Below are 15644 nucleotides of genomic sequence, written 5' to 3'. Positions count from 1 at the left end.
TTTCCAATCAGTCAGGTGTACTTTCCCTCGCTAGAGGTTCCGTACCTTTCAAGTATTACTTGCCTGAATCCGGTAAGTGCCCACACAGTTTGCTTGGCTTGGTATATTGTTAAAGAGCGTTCGCTTCTCGTGAAGCGGGATGCGTATTCTACGTCATCCGTTGGTCAGGTCAAGATCCTTTTGGATCTTTTTTTGTGATTTACATCACCTTCTGAACCGGCGTCATCACTTGGTGACAACGGCGGCGAATTATAAGGATCGCCGCCAACTGCGCAAGATCTATTTTCATATTTTTGTTCAAGTGATTTATTTTTACCCAAATTGAACAAAGTTTGACTATTGTTTGTCTATAAAGACTGCTATGTTTACAAATCGTCACTAATTATTACTACAAAGACATAATGATATAATCGGGGTGCGCCTATGAAAGTTTTACCAACTTTATTGGCTGCGAGCGTATTTATGACATGCGCTACATACGCGGCAGATTCTGCTGTCACTGAAGTTTCTAAGACTAAAACTTATGTTTTAGACGAGGAAAATCAACGTCTAGCTGAAACTTATGCACGGATGCTTCGATACTACGAACAACGAAATTTCTCCTCAACTCGATCCGTAAGGGTCTTAATGGGCAATTATCCGCAACATGTGGAGCCTATCCTATATGCTGCTTTTGAACGGTATCCAAACCACTACCGCCATATCATAAAAGCCGCTATTGACGCTGAGCCTGCATTTACTCGCGACATTATAACCGTCGCTTTAAACCTGGAAGTTGCAGACCCAGCCGAAATTGTTCGTATCGGCGTCGAGACTGAACCAAGCTATGCTGAAGCAATGGTTAGTACCGTCGATCAAATTAATCCCGAACAATTTAACGAAGTAATTCGGGTTGCTGTATTAACTGAGCCTCATACAGCCGATGGTATTTTACGCGCTAATAAAGAAGCTGAAGTTGGCAAGCTAGAGTCAATCATTCGTTCTGTACTTGCGGCGGCACCGGCTCTCGGTGGTTACCTTGCCGACACTATCAGCGATATTATTGGTAGCGCCTCAGATACGGATGAACTTCAAGCACAAGATATTGAACGCCAACGTGCAATCGCTTTATTACGAAGCGCTTATGATGCTGGTGGTATCACCGCCGAGCAACTGAAGGTCATCGCGGCACGGCACGAACTTTCTGAAGATGAGCTTGAGTTAATCCTGAATCATTAAAAAAACAGATATTCCATAAACGAAAAAGCCGCTCAATTGAGCGGCTTTTTTATGTAACTTCTTTCAAAGCTACTTATTCTACTACTGCAACTTCTTCAGTTTCAGTAACGTCTACTTCTGGACGGTCAACAAGTTCAACGTATGCCATAGGTGCGTTGTCTCCAGCACGGAAGCCACACTTCATAATACGAGTGTAACCACCAGCACGCTCTTGATAACGTGGACCTAGTTCATTAAACAGCTTACCAACTACTTCTTGGTCGCGAGTGCGAGCAAAAGCCATACGGCGGTTTGCTACGCTATCTTGCTTAGCTAAAGTAATTAGCGGCTCGATAACGCGACGCAGTTCTTTAGCTTTTGGCAGCGTGGTTTTAATCACTTCGTGACGAACCAGTGAGCTTGCCATATTGCTGAACATCGCTTTACGATGGCTGCTGTTGCGGTTGAGTTGACGACCACTCTTACGATGGCGCATACCTATACCCTTCTCAGTAAATCTCTGTAAAAGATGACTTAGTCTCGATCAACCAAGCTTGCTGGTGGCCAGTTCTCTAGGCGCATGCCTAGTGACAAACCACGTGATGCAAGCACGTCTTTGATTTCGGTGAGCGATTTTTTACCCAAGTTAGGAGTTTTTAATAACTCAACTTCGGTACGCTGCACTAAGTCACCAATGTACTGAATAGCTTCTGCTTTTAAACAGTTCGCAGAACGCACAGTTAATTCCAAATCGTCTACCGGACGCAAAAGAATCGGATCAAACTCCGGCTTCTCTTCTTTCTCTTCTGGTTCGCTCATGTCACGTAATTCTACGAACGCTTCAAGCTGTTGAGCAAGAATTGTTGCAGCGCGACGAATCGCTTCTTCTGGATCCAACGTACCGTTGGTTTCCATATCGATAACCAATTTATCCAAGTCAGTGCGCTGCTCAACACGTGCTGAATCAACACTGTAAGCAATACGCTCAACTGGACTGAAAGAAGCGTCAACTAATAGAAGACCGATTGGACGCTCTTCATCGTCAGCGGACTGACGTGCCGAAGCTGGAACATAACCGCGACCACGTTCTACTTTGATTGACATTTCAATCTCAGTATCACCTGTTAACGTACAGATGAGGTGGTCAGAGTTAAGAATTTCAACATCACCATCATGCGTGATGTCGCCAGCCTTGACAGGGCCCGCTCCGGATTTTTTCAAGGTCAGAATCGCTTCATCTTTGCCTTCCATGACTACTGCCAAACCTTTAAGGTTCAACAGAATCTCGATGATGTCTTCCTGAACACCCTCTTTGCTGCTGTATTCGTGCTGTACACCTTCAATCTTAACTTCAGTCACTGCCACACCTGGCATTGACGAAAGTAAGATGCGGCGCAACGCGTTGCCCAGCGTGTGACCAAAGCCACGCTCAAGAGGCTCCAACGTCACTTTAGCGTGAGTCGGGCTAATTTGTTCGATATCGACTAGCCTTGGCTTTAGGAATTCGGTAACAGAACCCTGCATTGTGTCCTCTCTTTATGCTTAAGCTTTACTTAGAGTAAAGCTCTACGATCAACTGTTCGTTAATTTCAGCAGACATATCTGCACGCTCTGGAAGACGTTTAAACTGACCTTCCATCTTAGTGCCGTCTACTTCCAACCATACTGGCTTCTCACGCTGTTCTGCGAGTTCCAATGCGGCTGCGATCCGCGCCTGCTTTTTCGCTTTTTCGCGAATTGTCACAACGTCTTCCGGGCGTACTTTAAACGACGGAATGTTGACTACCTGACCATTCACTACTACTGCTTTGTGGCTTACCAACTGGCGTGCTTCAGCACGAGTTGATGCGAAGCCCATACGGTACACCACGTTATCAAGGCGTTGCTCAAGCAATTGCAGCAGGTTCTCACCAGTGTTGCCCTTAATACGGGCAGCTTCTTTGTAATAGTTACGGAATTGCTTTTCCAGTACGCCGTAGATACGACGAACCTTTTGCTTTTCACGTAACTGCAAACCGTAATCAGACAAACGGCCGCGACGTGCGCCGTGCTGACCCGGTGCGCTTTCGAGTTTACATTTCGTATCGATTGCGCGTACGCCGCTTTTCAGGAACAAGTCTGTTCCTTCGCGACGACTCAGTTTGAGTTTTGGACCCAAATATCTAGCCATGTTCTTTCTCCAACTATCGTTTGGCGCCTATTAAACGCGACGTTTCTTAGGCGGACGACAACCGTTGTGAGGAATAGGCGTCACATCAGTAATGTTCGTGATGCGATAACCTACAGCGTTCAATGCGCGAATCGATGATTCACGACCAGGACCTGGGCCCTTTACGAACACTTCTAGGTTTTTCAAACCGTATTCCTTCGCCATTTCACCCGCGCGCTCAGCAGCAACCTGTGCAGCAAATGGGGTAGATTTACGTGAACCACGGAAACCTGAACCACCTGCAGTTGCCCATGCTAACGCGTTACCTTGACGGTCAGTGATGGTCACAATGGTGTTATTGAAAGATGCATGGATGTGAGCCATGCCATCAGCGACTTGCTTTTTAACGCGCTTACGAGTACGAGTTGGTTGTTTAGCCATTTCTTCTCAACTCCCTACTTCTTAATTGGTTTACGCGGACCTTTACGGGTACGCGCATTTGTTTTAGTGCGCTGTCCACGTAGAGGCAAGCCACGACGATGACGTAGACCACGAAAACATCCGAGATCCATCAAGCGTTTTATGTTCATAGATACTTCACGGCGAAGATCGCCTTCAACAGTAAACTTAGCTACTGCTTCACGAAGTACATCCAGTTTTTCTTCTGACAAAGAGCCGATTTTAGTATCTTCCGGCAACTCGATCGAAGCTAGGATAGCTTTAGAACGAGTACGGCCGATACCGTAAATCGCAGTCAAGGCAATGACTGCATGCTTATTGTCAGGAACGTTAATGCCAGCGATACGGGCCACTAACACGTCTCCTTTAGTTTATGGGTGACCGGATTTGAAAAGCCCGTTAGGATACTCAACCAGTCGCCAATTTGCAAACATATCAAAGCCGCAGCCAAAAATTTAATTTTGACTGCGGTCTTCTTCATCGAATTAACCTTGCCGTTGCTTGTGCTTAGGGTCACTGCAAATTACGCGCACAACACCGTTGCGCTTGATAACTTTACAGTTACGGCAGATTTTCTTCACGGAAGCACGAACTTTCATTGCTACACTCCGTAATTATCCAATCTTAACGGCCGAAGCCCTTCAGATTAGCTTTTTTCAGGACCGAGTCATACTGATGTGACATCAGATGAGTTTGGACCTGCGCCATAAAGTCCATGATAACAACTACGATAATTAAAAGCGACGTACCACCGAAATAGAATTGTACGTTCCACGCAATCATCATGAACTCAGGAACCAAACAGACAAAGGTAATGTATAGGGCGCCCGCAAGCGTCAAACGTGTCATCACTTTATCAATGTAACGGGAGGTTTGCTCACCTGGACGAATACCAGGGATAAACGCGCCCGACTTCTTCAAGTTATCTGCTGTCTCGCGTGGGTTAAATACCAACGCGGTATAGAAGAAACAGAAGAAGATTATTGCTGCTGCATAAAGCATTACGTACAGGGGCTGACCCGGTGACAATGTCAACGAAAGCTCTTGTAAGAAGTTTGCTACCGCACCTTCACCTTGGCCAAACCAAGTTGCGATGGTGCCTGGGAACAAAATAATACTTGATGCGAAAATCGGTGGAATTACACCCGCCATATTAACTTTCAATGGCAAGTGTGTGCTTTGCGCGGCAAACACCTTACGGCCTTGCTGACGCTTCGCATAGTTCACTACAATACGACGTTGACCACGTTCTACGAACACAACGAAATATGTAACTGCGAGAACAATAACACCAATTAGCAATAACAATAATAAATGCAAATCACCTTGACGTGCTTGCTCTGCCGTCTGACCAATGGCCGACGGAAGGCCTGCTACAATACCGGTGAAGATCAGAATAGAGATACCGTTTCCAATTCCACGTTCGGTAATCTGCTCACCTAACCACATTAAGAACATGGTACCAGTAACCAAACTCACGATAGCCGTGAAGTAAAACCCAAAGCTCGGGTCAATAACAAGACCTGGCATTAGGTTTGGCAAGCCAGTGGCAATACCAATTGATTGGAAAGTTGCGAGTACTAATGTACCCCAACGCGTGTATTGGCTGATCTTACGACGGCCACTTTCACCTTCTTTCTTAAGCTCAGCTAAGCGCGGATGAACCACACTCGCCAATTGCATAATAATCGAAGCCGAAATGTACGGCATAATACCTAGTGCGAATACCGATGCGCGTTCAAGAGCACCACCGCTGAACATGTTAAACATGGCCACGATGGTGTCTTTCTGCTGATCGAATAGTTGCGCCAATACTGCGGCATCTATACCAGGAATCGGCACAAAGGAGCCCGCACGGAACACGATTAACGCGCCGAGTACGAAGAGCAGTCGACGTTTAAGCTCCGACGTGCCACCTTGAGCTCTGTTAGATTCCAATCCTGGTTTAGCCATGTGCTCTATCCTTCGATTTTGCCGCCAGCAGCTTCAATAGCTTCGCGGGCGCCTTTGGTGACCTTGATGCCTTGAACTGTAACTTTACGGCTGATTTCGCCTGACTTGATGACTTTTACAGTCAACACGTCGTGACGAATTAAGCCTGCTTCTTTTAATGAAGCAAGGGTTACAGTATCACCAGCAACTTTTGCAATCTCTGCCAAGTTCACTTCAGCAGTCGTAATTGACTTGCGTGAAGTAAAGCCAAACTTCGGCAAACGACGTTGAATTGGCATTTGTCCGCCTTCAAAACCTGGCTTAATAGAACCGCCAGACCGTGAAGTTTGACCTTTATGACCACGACCACTCGTTTTACCAAGGCCTGAACCAATACCACGGCCGAGACGCTTTTTGCTAGTTTTTGCACCAGGTGCAGGGGAGATCGTATTCAAGTACATAAATTAATCCTCCACCTTTACCATGTAAATGACTTGGTTAACCATGCCGCGGACGGCTGGAGTATTTTCCAGCTCGACCGTGTGACCAATCCGGCGCAGACCAAGACCACGAAGTGTAGCTCGATGCTTCGGTAAACGACCGATTGAGCTACGCGTCTGGGTTACTTTGATTGTCTTATTCGCCATCGCTCACTACCCCAAAATTTCGTCAACGCTCAATCCACGTTTAGCCGCTACTTGCTCAGGCGACTTCATACCGTGAAGTGCCTTAATAGTGGCACGAACAACGTTGATTGGGTTGGTTGAACCATATGCTTTTGACAGCACGTTGTGTACACCTGCAACTTCAAGTACTGCACGCATCGCGCCACCGGCGATGATACCTGTACCCTCTGAAGCTGGCTGCATAAATACCTGTGAACCTGAATGACGGCCTTTAACAGGGTGCTGTAAGGTATCACCTTTCAGCTGAACAGTTACCATATTGCGACGTGCTTTTTCCATTGCTTTTTGAATAGCAGCTGGAACTTCACGTGCTTTACCGTAACCGAAACCCACTTTACCTTGACCATCACCAACTACAGTTAGTGCAGTGAAACTAAAGATGCGACCACCTTTAACAACTTTCGCTACACGATTAACCGTAATCAGCTTTTCTTGCAGATCACTTTGTTGAGCTTCTACATTTGCATTTGCCATGTTCGTCTCCTAGAACTGAAGTCCAGCTTCACGAGCTGCGTCAGCCAAAGCGGCGACACGACCGTGATAACGGAAGCCACTGCGATCGAATGCGACGATTTTCACGCCTTTTTCAATCGCCCGTTCAGCGATCAGCTTGCCAACTGCTTTAGCAGCTTCAACGTTACCAGCAGCTTTAAACTGCTCACGCATAGCTTTTTCTACAGTTGATGCTGAAGCTAGTACTTCAGAACCGTTCGATGCAATAAGCTGAGCGTAAATGTGCCGTGGTGTACGGTGAACGACCAGGCGGTTTGCACCCAACTCTTGCATTTTCTTACGAGGGCGCGTTGCGCGACGTAAGCGAGCTGTTTTTTTGTCCATAGTCTTACCTTACTTTTTCTTGGCTTCTTTACGGCGCACTTGCTCATCGGCATAACGTACACCTTTACCTTTATAAGGCTCAGGCTTACGGTACGCACGAATGTTAGCGGCAACTTGACCCACTAACTGCTTGTCGACACCTTTAACGACTACTTCAGTTTGTGCTGGGACTTCGATAGTGATTCCCTGAGGGATATCGAACTCAATCGGGTGTGAGAAACCTAGCGTAAGGTTCAATTTCGAACCTGCAGTATTGGCACGATAACCAACACCAATTAGCTGTAGTTTTTTCTCATAACCCTGCGCAACACCAACCACCATGTTTTGCAGTAATGCACGTGCTGTACCTGCTTGCGCGTTAGCGTTCGCAACACCTTCACGTGCAACAGTGCGTAAAACGTTGTCTTCTTTGACAAGTTCTACAGCATCGTTAACTACACGGCTCAATGAGCCTTTGGCACCTTTGATTGTTACTTCCTGGCCATTTAGCGTAACTTCAACGCCAGCAGGAATGGCAATCGGTGCTTTAGCAACTCGTGACATTTCCTAACTCCTCGTTAAGCTACGTAGCCAAGAACTTCACCGCCAAGACCCGCTTTGCGAGCGGCGCGATCAGTCATTAGGCCTTTCGAAGTTGAGACTACTGCGACACCTAAACCACCCATAACTTTAGGTAGTTCATTGCGTTTCTTATAGATACGCAATCCAGGGCGACTTACGCGCTCAATTGTTTCAATAACAGGCTTACCTTCAAAGTATTTCAGAGTAACTTCAAGTTCAGTTTTCACTTCACCTGAAACGCTGAAATCCGCGATATAACCTTCTTCTTTAAGAACTTGGGCAATAGCCAATTTCTGTTTAGAAGCAGGCATGCGCACGGCAACTTTGTTAGCACCCTGAGCGTTGCGGATGCGAGTGAACATATCCGCAATTGGATCTTGCATGCTCATATTTGCTTTCTCCCGTGACTCGTGGCTTACCAGCTAGCTTTTTTCAAGCCAGGAATTTCACCGCGCATCGCTTTCTCACGTACTTTAATACGGCTCATGCCGAATTTACGTAGGAAACCGTGTGGGCGGCCCGTTACGCGGCAGCGGTTACGCTGACGGCTTGGGCTCGAATCACGAGGAAGACTTTGCAATTTAAGCACGGCTTCCCAACGCTCTTCGTCCGAAGTACTCGGATCGCTGATCACAACTTTAAGTGCGATGCGTTTCTCTGCGTATTTAGCTGCTAGCTTTTGACGCTTCAGCTCACGCATTTTCATTGACTCTTTTGCCATAACTCTACACCTTACTTCTTGAACGGGAAGTTAAAGGCAGCGAGCAAAGCGCGAGCTTCGTCATCAGTGCCTGCAGTAGTGGTGATAGTGATGTCAAGACCACGAACCTTGTCGACTTTATCAAAGTCGATTTCTGGGAAGATGATCTGTTCACGTACGCCCATACTGTAATTTCCCCGACCATCGAAAGATTTCGGGTTCAAACCACGGAAATCACGAACACGCGGGATTGCAATAGTAATTAAACGTTGCAAAAAGTCCCACATGCGTTCGCCACGCAGAGTCACTTTACAGCCAATTGGGTAGCCTTCACGGATTTTGAAGCCAGCGACAGATTTACGAGCAACAGTTTTAACTGGACGCTGACCAGAAATAGCTTCTAGGTCTGCGGCAGCGTTGTCGAGAATCTTTTTGTCTGCCAGAGCTTCACCAACACCCATGTTAAGGGTGATTTTTTCAATCCGAGGGACTTGCATGACGCTGTTGTAGCCGAACTGTTTAACCAGTTCTGGAACTACTGATTCTTTGTAAAAATCATGCAGTTTCGCCATCGTAAAACTCCAAATTAAAAATTAAATGATTGCGTTGTTAGATTTGAAGAAGCGAACTTTCTTGCCATCTTCAATCTTAAAGCCAACACGATCTGCTTTATCAGTCTCTGGGTTGTAAACTGCTACGTTAGAAACGTGGATTGCTGCTTCCTGCTCCACGATACCGCCAGCTACGCCCAATGCAGGGTTTGGCTTTTGGTGTTTCTTAACGATGTTTACGCCTTCAACGAATACACGATTCGAAGCGGTATCGACTTTAAGCACTTTACCGCGCTTACCCTTGTCTTTACCTGCCAGGACTACTACTTCATCATCACGTTTGATTTTTGCCGCCATATCTGGACTCCTTACAGTACTTCTGGTGCCAGAGAAACAATCTTCATAAATTGCTCAGAGCGCAATTCACGAGTCACTGGTCCAAAGATACGAGTGCCAATCGGTTGCTTGTTATTGTTCAACAAAACAGCCGCGTTGCGGTCAAAACGGATGACTGACCCGTCTTGACGACGGACGCCTTTCTTGGTGCGAACGACCACCGCATTCACAACATCACCTTTCTTCACTTTACCGCGAGGAATTGCTTCTTTAACAGAAACTTTGATGATATCGCCAATGTTTGCATACCGGCGGTGCGAGCCACCCAGAACCTTAATACATTGTACGCTGCGTGCGCCGCTGTTATCAGCCACGTCCAGAGTAGTTTGCATTTGGATCATTGCAGTGCTCCGCTTTATGTAAAAAACAGACTCTTTCGAGCCACTGATGTCCAGCCATTCTCAAAGACATTTGAGAATATAAGACTTCCCCTTATAAAAGGGCGGCGAATTGTAACAGATATAATTTTCAGATGGTAGTGAGAGATGTGAAATAAAAACAGAAAAGTTTGGGTGGTAGGGGTACTATGCCGAAACCCCGTTGAGTTAGGTTTAAACACCTGCCTCGAAATAGAGGCGCCACTATACCATAGAGAGCATTTTAGTCCATCGCTAATTGCCCTTCTTATTTATGAGTTCTGATCAATACGCAATCACGGTAAGCGGCGTATATCAAGCGTTCGAAGCTGTTGGCAACCGCTTGAGCTAAGTGGTAAATTCAGTAATACGAAATCAACGACTGATAGAAATTTGCAACCTAAGGATTCACATGAATCTCGCTATCATTGTTATGCTGCCGTTTGTCGGCGCGCTATTCCCCATGTTGGTGAGTCATAAACCACGTTGGGTTAGCACAGCACTCGCAGCAGCAACGACAACCATTAGTTTAGCGCTACTACTAAGTTTGGCACCTCAAACACTCAATGGCCTCATACCAAGTTATGCGGTTGATTGGCTGCCGTCACTGGGCTTAAGTTTTAGCTTTCGTCTTGATGGATTGTCATTGTTATTTGCAGGATTAATCCTTGGCATTGGTCTACTTATTGTCATCTACGCGCACTACTATTTGAGCACTAAAGATGACGCCGGTCGTTTTTTTTCCTGTCTACTGCTTTTCATGGGTTCAATGCTCGGTATTGTGACCGCCGATAACCTTATTCTTTTATGGTTATTCTGGGAATTAACCAGCGTTTCATCATTTCTACTTATCGGTTATTGGTTCCATCAAAGTAACGCGCGCCGAGGGGCTCGCATGGCACTAGCTATTACTGGTGCCGGCGGCTTGGCATTGCTTGCGGGTATTCTACTCATCGGTAACATTGCGGGCAGTTATCAACTCGATGCGGTGTTTGCAGCAGCTGACACCATCCGCGCGCACTCGTTGTACTTACCAGCTCTAATTCTGGTTCTGCTGGGGGCATTTACCAAATCAGCACAATTCCCTTTCCAGTTTTGGTTACCACATGCCATGGCGGCTCCAACGCCGGTAAGTGCATACTTACATTCGGCAACGATGGTAAAAGCCGGCATTTTCTTAATGGCGCGTTTATACCCAGTGTTAGGCGGCACCCCTGAGTGGTTCACAATTGTCACCCTCACCGGTCTTGCAACCATGTTGTTCGGAGCATATTTCGCATTATTTAAGACCGATTTAAAGGGCCTTCTGGCATTTTCAACCATCAGCCATTTGGGCTTAATTACTATGCTGTTGGGCTTGGGTAGTCCTGCCGCATTGCTGGCTGCATTGTTCCACATTCTCAACCACGCAACCTTCAAAGCTGGCTTGTTTATGATTGCCGGCATTATTGACCATGAAACAGGTAGTAGAGATTTACGCAAGCTAAGTGGGTTAAGAAAGTTCATGCCTTACACCATGGTTCTCGCTGTAATTACTTCAGCATCAATGGCTGGCATTCCACTATTTAATGGCTTCTTATCAAAAGAAATGTTCTTGATGGAGTCGTATCAGCAGCATTTATTTGGTGGACTTTCATGGCTTGTACCCGTGCTTGCAACTGTCGGGGCAATGCTCTCCGTGGCTTACTCGATTCGATTCGTGCACGGCGTGTTTTTCGATAAAGCAGCCGAAAACCTCCCCAAAACACCGCACGAGCCACCGTTAATGATGCGCGTGCCCGTAATCATCCTCGCAGGGTTATGTATCGCGGTGGGTATCGCGCCGATGCTGTTTGTTGCCGACATTCTAACACCTGCGCTGGCGGCCGTTAGCCCTGCCCCGATGGAAATTAATATCTCCATTTGGCATGGCTTTAACATGGCGCTACTTATGAGCGTATTGGCAATTGTCGGTGGTATTGGAATCTATGCAAACCGCGCCGATTTGCTGTCATTTAATCGTCAGTTTGATCATCACGATGCAAAAGAAGTATTTGCCCGAATTGTTAAATCGGTAACGAACTTCTCTGACGCACTTATGAACCGTATCGAAACCGGTTCACTGCAACGCTACATCGCTGCACTGCTAATTTTAACTGTGGTTTTCGTTATTCCGGAGTTATACAACATTGAGCAATTAACGGGCGGACGTGAGCAATTGCCAATAAATGTCGTCAGCCTAACTGGAGCAGTTATTGTCATTCTTGCTGCCATCGGCACCGCAGCATTCCATCATCAGCGCCTCACTTCGTTAATGATGCTATCGGTGGTTGGTCTCATGGTTTCATTAACCTTCGTTCATTTTTCAGCACCTGACCTCGCGCTAACACAGCTTGTGGTTGAAGTGGTGAGTATCATACTCATGATTCTGGCGCTATTTTTCATGCCACAACGCATACCAAGGGCGTCAAGCGGTGGTCGCGTAGCGCGTGATATTTTGCTGGCTGGTTTCGTTGGTGGAATCGTTGGTACGCTGAATTATGCGCTCTTAACGCGCCCCGCCAACAGCATCTCTGACTTCTTTTTAGAAAACTCGGTGTCTGGTGGTGGCGGTACCAATGTAGTTAACGTTATTTTGGTCGACTTCCGTGGCTTCGACACCTTGGGTGAAATCACGGTATTGGCCATTGCTGCCGCAGGTATCCATAAGTTACTCAATAACTTGAGACCATTCATGCCATCCAGCGACGTTGATGGTCGCCCCTGGCACCGCGTGAAGCACCCACTATTAGTACAAACGGTTTCCCAAGCAATTCTGCCTTTGGCATTAATGGTTTCGGTGTATATTTTCCTACGCGGCCACAATTTACCTGGTGGCGGCTTTATTGCTGGCCTGATTACCGCATCTGCAATGATTCTTCAGTACATGGCTAATGGTGTCGATTGGGTAAAACATCGCTTTAACTATAACTATCAAACCTTAGCGGCCGTAGGCGTTATGATTGCTCTGTTTACTGGTGTCGGCAGCTGGTTCTTTGGGCATAATTTCCTTACGTCTTGGTTCACTCATGTCGACTGGCCGATTGTTGGAGAGTTCGAAATTGCCACTGCAATCTTATTTGACCTAGGTGTTTACCTCACGGTAATCGGCGCCACGCTGATGATACTTGCCAACTTTGGCCAAATGACCACACGCCACCGTCCTCGACAGGAGAAGCATTAATGGAAGCTCTGTACGCTATTACAGTGGGCATGCTTACCGCATGCAGTATTTATCTCATTCTTCGCGGTCGGTCATTTCCAATTGTGATCGGTATCACCATGCTTTCTTACGCGGTGAACTTATTTTTGTTCTCCACGGGGCGTTTGGTGCTGAATCAATTACCGATTATTGGCAATCAAGAGAGTTACACTGACCCGCTTCCGCAAGCTTTGGTGCTAACTGCAATAGTAATTGGATTTGCGATGACCGCTTATTCGATTATTTTGGCAGTGCGCGTGCGCGGTGAGCTCGGTACTGACGAAGTAAATGACCCAAGCCCCGTTGATGACGAGGGGCAACGCTAATGCTTACTAAACACTTAGTTATATTACCATTGCTGATACCGATGCTGGCAGCTTTGCTGCAGTTGTTACCTTGGGGGGAAAACCCTCAGCGCTATCGGCGGGCTATTGGCATGACGTCCTGCTCATTGCTCATAGTTGTAGCTGTAGCACTCATACAGCAATCAAGCGCTGGGCCGTTAGTTTATGCCTTAGGTAGCTGGGAAGCGCCGTACGGAATTGTCTTAGTCGCCGACGGCTTATCGTCATTAATGGTGCTACTCACCTCAATCTTAGCGTTACCAGTGCTCTGGTACGCTTGTTATGGCGAAGACAACCTAGGTTCACATTTTCAAGCGCTGTTTCAATTTCAGTTGCTGGGCATTCTTGGCGCATTTTTGACTGGTGACTTATTCAACCTATTTGTATTTTTTGAAATTCTACTTATCTCAAGCTATGCCCTGCTGATGCACGGTGGCGGTAAACAAAAGCTGCGCGCGTGTTTACATTACGTGCTTTTGAACCTGACCGGTTCGGCTATATTCCTCATCTCATTGGGAGTGTTGTACGGCATTACCGGCACGCTTAACATGGCTGATTTAGCCGTGAAAATTTCGGCCCTCACAGGGGACGATGCAAGCATCGCGCGTGCTGGCGGACTGCTGTTGCTCATTGTATTTGCACTTAAGGCAGCGTTACTGCCGTTATATTTCTGGCTACCGCAAGCTTATGCTATGACTACAGGCACCGTTGCTGCGCTGTTTGCAATCATGACGAAAGTAGGTATCTACGCAATTATTCGTGTATTCACACTGATTTTCGGTGATGACTCGGGCGCCGCAGCATTGTTGGGTTATGATTGGCTGTGGTGGCTGGGCCTTGGAACCTTAGCCATTGGCGGTATCGGCGTTATGGGAAGCCGCGATCTACGCTTGGTTATTTCATATTTGGTGGTGATTTCAGTCGGCACCATGCTAACCACTTTCAGCATGAATACTGAACGTTCAATCACAGCAGTAATGTATTACATGTTGCACTCAACTCTAATTACGGCAGCGCTTTTCCTAATCGTTGATGTCGTAGCAAAACAGCGTGGCAAAACTGCCTCGCGCATTGTTAAAGGGCGCAAAATGGCGCAACATGCAACCTTGGGTATCATGTTCTTTGTTGCTGCAATCGCGATTATTGGCATGCCCCCTTTCTCAGGGTTCATTGGCAAGCTATTTATACTTGAAGCTGCACGAACTGGGGCGCAAGTAGCATTGCTATGGCCGCTAGTATTGGGTAGCACTTTTTTGGTGATGGTTTCATTGTCACGTGCCGGTAGCAGAATGTTTTGGCATACGTTCGAAGGTAAGCCCGGCGATGTCACCAATCCACCCAGCCAACTTGTGGCGATAGGTTTGCTATTGGCCGCAATTGTCGCCTTAACCTTGTTCGCGAACAGCATTAGTGGATTCATTGAAGGCATCGCCTATGATGTCATGCACCCATCGACATATATCGAGGCAGTGCTTGGAGGGAGTCAACCTTATGAATAAACTTCTACCAGCACCTTTTTTAAGTCTGTTTCTATTAGTGTTCTGGCTACTGTTGCAGAATACCGTTTCTGCTGGGCTTATTGTCCTCGGCATAATCTTAGCGATATTGATTCCGCTGTACACCAATCGCGGTCGAGACTTTCCTGCAACAATCCATAAGCCCTTTAAGGCGATTGAGTATTTTATCCTGTTGATGGTCGATATCCTTATTTCGAACCTCAATATTGCAGCAATTATTCTGTTGCCATCACGACGCATCAAGCCAGCCTTGATTGAATACCCGCTCGATATCGTTGGTGAAGTTCCTATCACAGTGCTTGCCAGTACCATCAGCCTGACTCCCGGCACGATTACCGCAGAAATTCGACGAGACGGCCGTGCGCTGATGATCCACGCATTAAATGTTGATGATCATGAGAAGCTCATTGCTTCAATAAAACAACGCTATGAAATGCGTTTGAAGGAGATTTTCAAATGCTAATTTACGCTGTGCAGTTCGCATTCATTGCATTTTGTGTTGCGCTACTACTTAACTTATGGCGCTTGTTTCGGGGGCCTGATTTGCCCGACCGTATTCTCGCGCTAGACACCATATACATAAATTCATTGGCGTTATTGGTTCTGTTTGGAATCTGGCATGGCACTGCCTTCTATTTTGAAGCGGCACTGCTTATCGCGATGCTTGGATTTATAGGCACTGTAGCTGCGGCTAAATTTCTATTGCGCGGCGATATCGTCGAATGATTAAGGTAAAGGT

The 15644-nt window shown here is 46.7% G+C and carries 23 protein-coding genes; 6 read left to right on the top strand and 17 right to left on the bottom strand.

The genetic code is table 11. The features are described from left to right. Window positions 1-627 precede the first annotated feature (627 nt). Window positions 628-1218 carry a hypothetical protein gene (locus EGC76_RS11335; RefSeq protein WP_128353118.1) on the top strand — a complete coding sequence of 197 codons (591 nt, stop codon included), beginning with the start codon at window positions 628-630 and terminating at the stop codon, window positions 1216-1218. 73 nt (window positions 1219-1291) lie between these two features. Here the strand turns inward: EGC76_RS11335 and rplQ are convergent, their stop codons facing one another. From rplQ to rplN, 17 genes are all read right to left on the bottom strand, one after another. After that, entirely contained in the window at window positions 1292-1693 is a 402-nt protein-coding gene (gene rplQ / locus EGC76_RS11330; protein ID WP_128353117.1) for a 50S ribosomal protein L17, read from the bottom strand. Between the two features lie 38 nt (window positions 1694-1731). Continuing rightward, window positions 1732-2721, bottom strand: coding sequence for a DNA-directed RNA polymerase subunit alpha (locus EGC76_RS11325; RefSeq protein ID WP_128353116.1), 990 nt, complete (start codon window positions 2719-2721; stop codon window positions 1732-1734). Between the two features lie 25 nt (window positions 2722-2746). Further along, window positions 2747-3367 (bottom strand): 30S ribosomal protein S4, encoded by a 621-nt coding sequence (rpsD, locus tag EGC76_RS11320; RefSeq protein WP_128353115.1) that lies wholly within the window; start codon window positions 3365-3367, stop codon window positions 2747-2749. A 30-nt stretch (window positions 3368-3397) separates the two neighbouring features. Then, complete coding sequence (gene rpsK / locus EGC76_RS11315; protein WP_034734070.1) at window positions 3398-3787, bottom strand: 30S ribosomal protein S11; 390 nt, start codon at window positions 3785-3787, stop codon at window positions 3398-3400. A gap of 14 nt (window positions 3788-3801) precedes the next feature. Continuing rightward, window positions 3802-4158 (bottom strand): 30S ribosomal protein S13, encoded by a 357-nt coding sequence (rpsM, locus tag EGC76_RS11310; protein WP_128353114.1) that lies wholly within the window; start codon window positions 4156-4158, stop codon window positions 3802-3804. Between the two features lie 132 nt (window positions 4159-4290). Continuing rightward, a complete protein-coding gene (rpmJ, locus tag EGC76_RS11305; protein WP_055439830.1) occupies window positions 4291-4404 on the bottom strand; it encodes a 50S ribosomal protein L36 in 114 nt (37 codons plus the stop codon). Window positions 4405-4429: 25 nt separating this feature from the next. Continuing rightward, on the bottom strand, window positions 4430-5758 hold the full coding sequence (gene secY / locus EGC76_RS11300; RefSeq protein ID WP_128353113.1) for a preprotein translocase subunit SecY: 1329 nt from the start codon (window positions 5756-5758) through the stop codon (window positions 4430-4432). A gap of 5 nt (window positions 5759-5763) precedes the next feature. Next, entirely contained in the window at window positions 5764-6198 is a 435-nt protein-coding gene (rplO, locus tag EGC76_RS11295; RefSeq protein ID WP_128353112.1) for a 50S ribosomal protein L15, read from the bottom strand. A 3-nt stretch (window positions 6199-6201) separates the two neighbouring features. Next, window positions 6202-6384: a 50S ribosomal protein L30 gene (gene rpmD, locus EGC76_RS11290; RefSeq protein WP_128353111.1), complete on the bottom strand. Its 183-nt coding sequence runs from the start codon at window positions 6382-6384 to the stop codon at window positions 6202-6204. 6 nt (window positions 6385-6390) lie between these two features. After that, a complete protein-coding gene (rpsE, locus tag EGC76_RS11285; RefSeq protein ID WP_055439826.1) occupies window positions 6391-6897 on the bottom strand; it encodes a 30S ribosomal protein S5 in 507 nt (168 codons plus the stop codon). A 9-nt stretch (window positions 6898-6906) separates the two neighbouring features. Beyond that, entirely contained in the window at window positions 6907-7260 is a 354-nt protein-coding gene (gene rplR / locus EGC76_RS11280) for a 50S ribosomal protein L18 (protein WP_128353110.1), read from the bottom strand. 9 nt (window positions 7261-7269) lie between these two features. After that, a complete protein-coding gene (gene rplF / locus EGC76_RS11275) occupies window positions 7270-7803 on the bottom strand; it encodes a 50S ribosomal protein L6 (RefSeq protein ID WP_128353109.1) in 534 nt (177 codons plus the stop codon). Window positions 7804-7817: 14 nt separating this feature from the next. Further along, window positions 7818-8210: a 30S ribosomal protein S8 gene (gene rpsH / locus EGC76_RS11270; RefSeq protein ID WP_128353108.1), complete on the bottom strand. Its 393-nt coding sequence runs from the start codon at window positions 8208-8210 to the stop codon at window positions 7818-7820. Window positions 8211-8236: 26 nt separating this feature from the next. Continuing rightward, window positions 8237-8542: a 30S ribosomal protein S14 gene (rpsN, locus tag EGC76_RS11265; RefSeq protein ID WP_128353107.1), complete on the bottom strand. Its 306-nt coding sequence runs from the start codon at window positions 8540-8542 to the stop codon at window positions 8237-8239. A gap of 11 nt (window positions 8543-8553) precedes the next feature. Then, on the bottom strand, window positions 8554-9093 hold the full coding sequence (rplE, locus tag EGC76_RS11260; RefSeq protein ID WP_128353106.1) for a 50S ribosomal protein L5: 540 nt from the start codon (window positions 9091-9093) through the stop codon (window positions 8554-8556). A 21-nt stretch (window positions 9094-9114) separates the two neighbouring features. Further along, window positions 9115-9429: a 50S ribosomal protein L24 gene (rplX, locus tag EGC76_RS11255; protein ID WP_128353105.1), complete on the bottom strand. Its 315-nt coding sequence runs from the start codon at window positions 9427-9429 to the stop codon at window positions 9115-9117. An 11-nt stretch (window positions 9430-9440) separates the two neighbouring features. Continuing rightward, complete coding sequence (gene rplN / locus EGC76_RS11250; protein ID WP_055439819.1) at window positions 9441-9809, bottom strand: 50S ribosomal protein L14; 369 nt, start codon at window positions 9807-9809, stop codon at window positions 9441-9443. A 427-nt stretch (window positions 9810-10236) separates the two neighbouring features. Between rplN and EGC76_RS11245 the strand changes: the two genes are divergently transcribed. The 5 genes from EGC76_RS11245 to EGC76_RS11225 are packed head-to-tail and all read left to right on the top strand — an operon-like array spanning window position 10237 to window position 15631. Further along, on the top strand, window positions 10237-13026 hold the full coding sequence (locus EGC76_RS11245) for a monovalent cation/H+ antiporter subunit A (RefSeq protein WP_128353104.1): 2790 nt from the start codon (window positions 10237-10239) through the stop codon (window positions 13024-13026). Beyond that, window positions 13026-13370: a Na+/H+ antiporter subunit C gene (locus EGC76_RS11240; protein ID WP_128353103.1), complete on the top strand. Its 345-nt coding sequence runs from the start codon at window positions 13026-13028 to the stop codon at window positions 13368-13370. The genes EGC76_RS11245 and EGC76_RS11240 overlap by 1 nt, the downstream gene beginning before the upstream one ends. Beyond that, window positions 13370-14887, top strand: coding sequence for a monovalent cation/H+ antiporter subunit D (locus EGC76_RS11235; RefSeq protein ID WP_128353102.1), 1518 nt, complete (start codon window positions 13370-13372; stop codon window positions 14885-14887). The genes EGC76_RS11240 and EGC76_RS11235 overlap by 1 nt, the downstream gene beginning before the upstream one ends. Next, window positions 14880-15368, top strand: coding sequence for a Na+/H+ antiporter subunit E (locus EGC76_RS11230; protein WP_128353101.1), 489 nt, complete (start codon window positions 14880-14882; stop codon window positions 15366-15368). The genes EGC76_RS11235 and EGC76_RS11230 overlap by 8 nt, the downstream gene beginning before the upstream one ends. Beyond that, a complete protein-coding gene (locus tag EGC76_RS11225; RefSeq protein WP_128353100.1) occupies window positions 15362-15631 on the top strand; it encodes a K+/H+ antiporter subunit F in 270 nt (89 codons plus the stop codon). The genes EGC76_RS11230 and EGC76_RS11225 overlap by 7 nt, the downstream gene beginning before the upstream one ends. Window positions 15632-15644: the final 13 nt, after the last annotated feature.

It is taken from the genome of Pseudidiomarina gelatinasegens, from assembly GCF_004025325.1.
GTDB classification, from domain to species: Bacteria; Pseudomonadota; Gammaproteobacteria; order Enterobacterales; family Alteromonadaceae; genus Pseudidiomarina; species Pseudidiomarina gelatinasegens.
This window is presented reverse-complemented; position numbering and strand designations above follow the sequence as displayed.

Coding starts and splice junctions, on each gene's coding strand:
- EGC76_RS11335 (WP_128353118.1), top strand. CDS start 628: ATGGGCAATTATCCGCAACATGTGGAGCCTATCCTATATGCTGCTTTT.
- rplQ (WP_128353117.1), bottom strand. CDS start 1,693: ATGCGCCATCGTAAGAGTGGTCGTCAACTCAACCGCAACAGCAGCCAT.
- EGC76_RS11325 (WP_128353116.1), bottom strand. CDS start 2,721: ATGCAGGGTTCTGTTACCGAATTCCTAAAGCCAAGGCTAGTCGATATC.
- rpsD (WP_128353115.1), bottom strand. CDS start 3,367: ATGGCTAGATATTTGGGTCCAAAACTCAAACTGAGTCGTCGCGAAGGA.
- rpsK (WP_034734070.1), bottom strand. CDS start 3,787: ATGGCTAAACAACCAACTCGTACTCGTAAGCGCGTTAAAAAGCAAGTC.
- rpmJ (WP_055439830.1), bottom strand. CDS start 4,404: ATGAAAGTTCGTGCTTCCGTGAAGAAAATCTGCCGTAACTGTAAAGTT.
- secY (WP_128353113.1), bottom strand. CDS start 5,758: ATGGCTAAACCAGGATTGGAATCTAACAGAGCTCAAGGTGGCACGTCG.
- rplO (WP_128353112.1), bottom strand. CDS start 6,198: ATGTACTTGAATACGATCTCCCCTGCACCTGGTGCAAAAACTAGCAAA.
- rpmD (WP_128353111.1), bottom strand. CDS start 6,384: ATGGCGAATAAGACAATCAAAGTAACCCAGACGCGTAGCTCAATCGGT.
- rpsE (WP_055439826.1), bottom strand. CDS start 6,897: ATGGCAAATGCAAATGTAGAAGCTCAACAAAGTGATCTGCAAGAAAAG.
- rplR (WP_128353110.1), bottom strand. CDS start 7,260: ATGGACAAAAAAACAGCTCGCTTACGTCGCGCAACGCGCCCTCGTAAG.
- rplF (WP_128353109.1), bottom strand. CDS start 7,803: ATGTCACGAGTTGCTAAAGCACCGATTGCCATTCCTGCTGGCGTTGAA.
- rpsH (WP_128353108.1), bottom strand. CDS start 8,210: ATGAGCATGCAAGATCCAATTGCGGATATGTTCACTCGCATCCGCAAC.
- rpsN (WP_128353107.1), bottom strand. CDS start 8,542: ATGGCAAAAGAGTCAATGAAAATGCGTGAGCTGAAGCGTCAAAAGCTA.
- rplE (WP_128353106.1), bottom strand. CDS start 9,093: ATGGCGAAACTGCATGATTTTTACAAAGAATCAGTAGTTCCAGAACTG.
- rplX (WP_128353105.1), bottom strand. CDS start 9,429: ATGGCGGCAAAAATCAAACGTGATGATGAAGTAGTAGTCCTGGCAGGT.
- rplN (WP_055439819.1), bottom strand. CDS start 9,809: ATGATCCAAATGCAAACTACTCTGGACGTGGCTGATAACAGCGGCGCA.
- EGC76_RS11245 (WP_128353104.1), top strand. CDS start 10,237: ATGAATCTCGCTATCATTGTTATGCTGCCGTTTGTCGGCGCGCTATTC.
- EGC76_RS11240 (WP_128353103.1), top strand. CDS start 13,026: ATGGAAGCTCTGTACGCTATTACAGTGGGCATGCTTACCGCATGCAGT.
- EGC76_RS11235 (WP_128353102.1), top strand. CDS start 13,370: ATGCTTACTAAACACTTAGTTATATTACCATTGCTGATACCGATGCTG.
- EGC76_RS11230 (WP_128353101.1), top strand. CDS start 14,880: ATGAATAAACTTCTACCAGCACCTTTTTTAAGTCTGTTTCTATTAGTG.
- EGC76_RS11225 (WP_128353100.1), top strand. CDS start 15,362: ATGCTAATTTACGCTGTGCAGTTCGCATTCATTGCATTTTGTGTTGCG.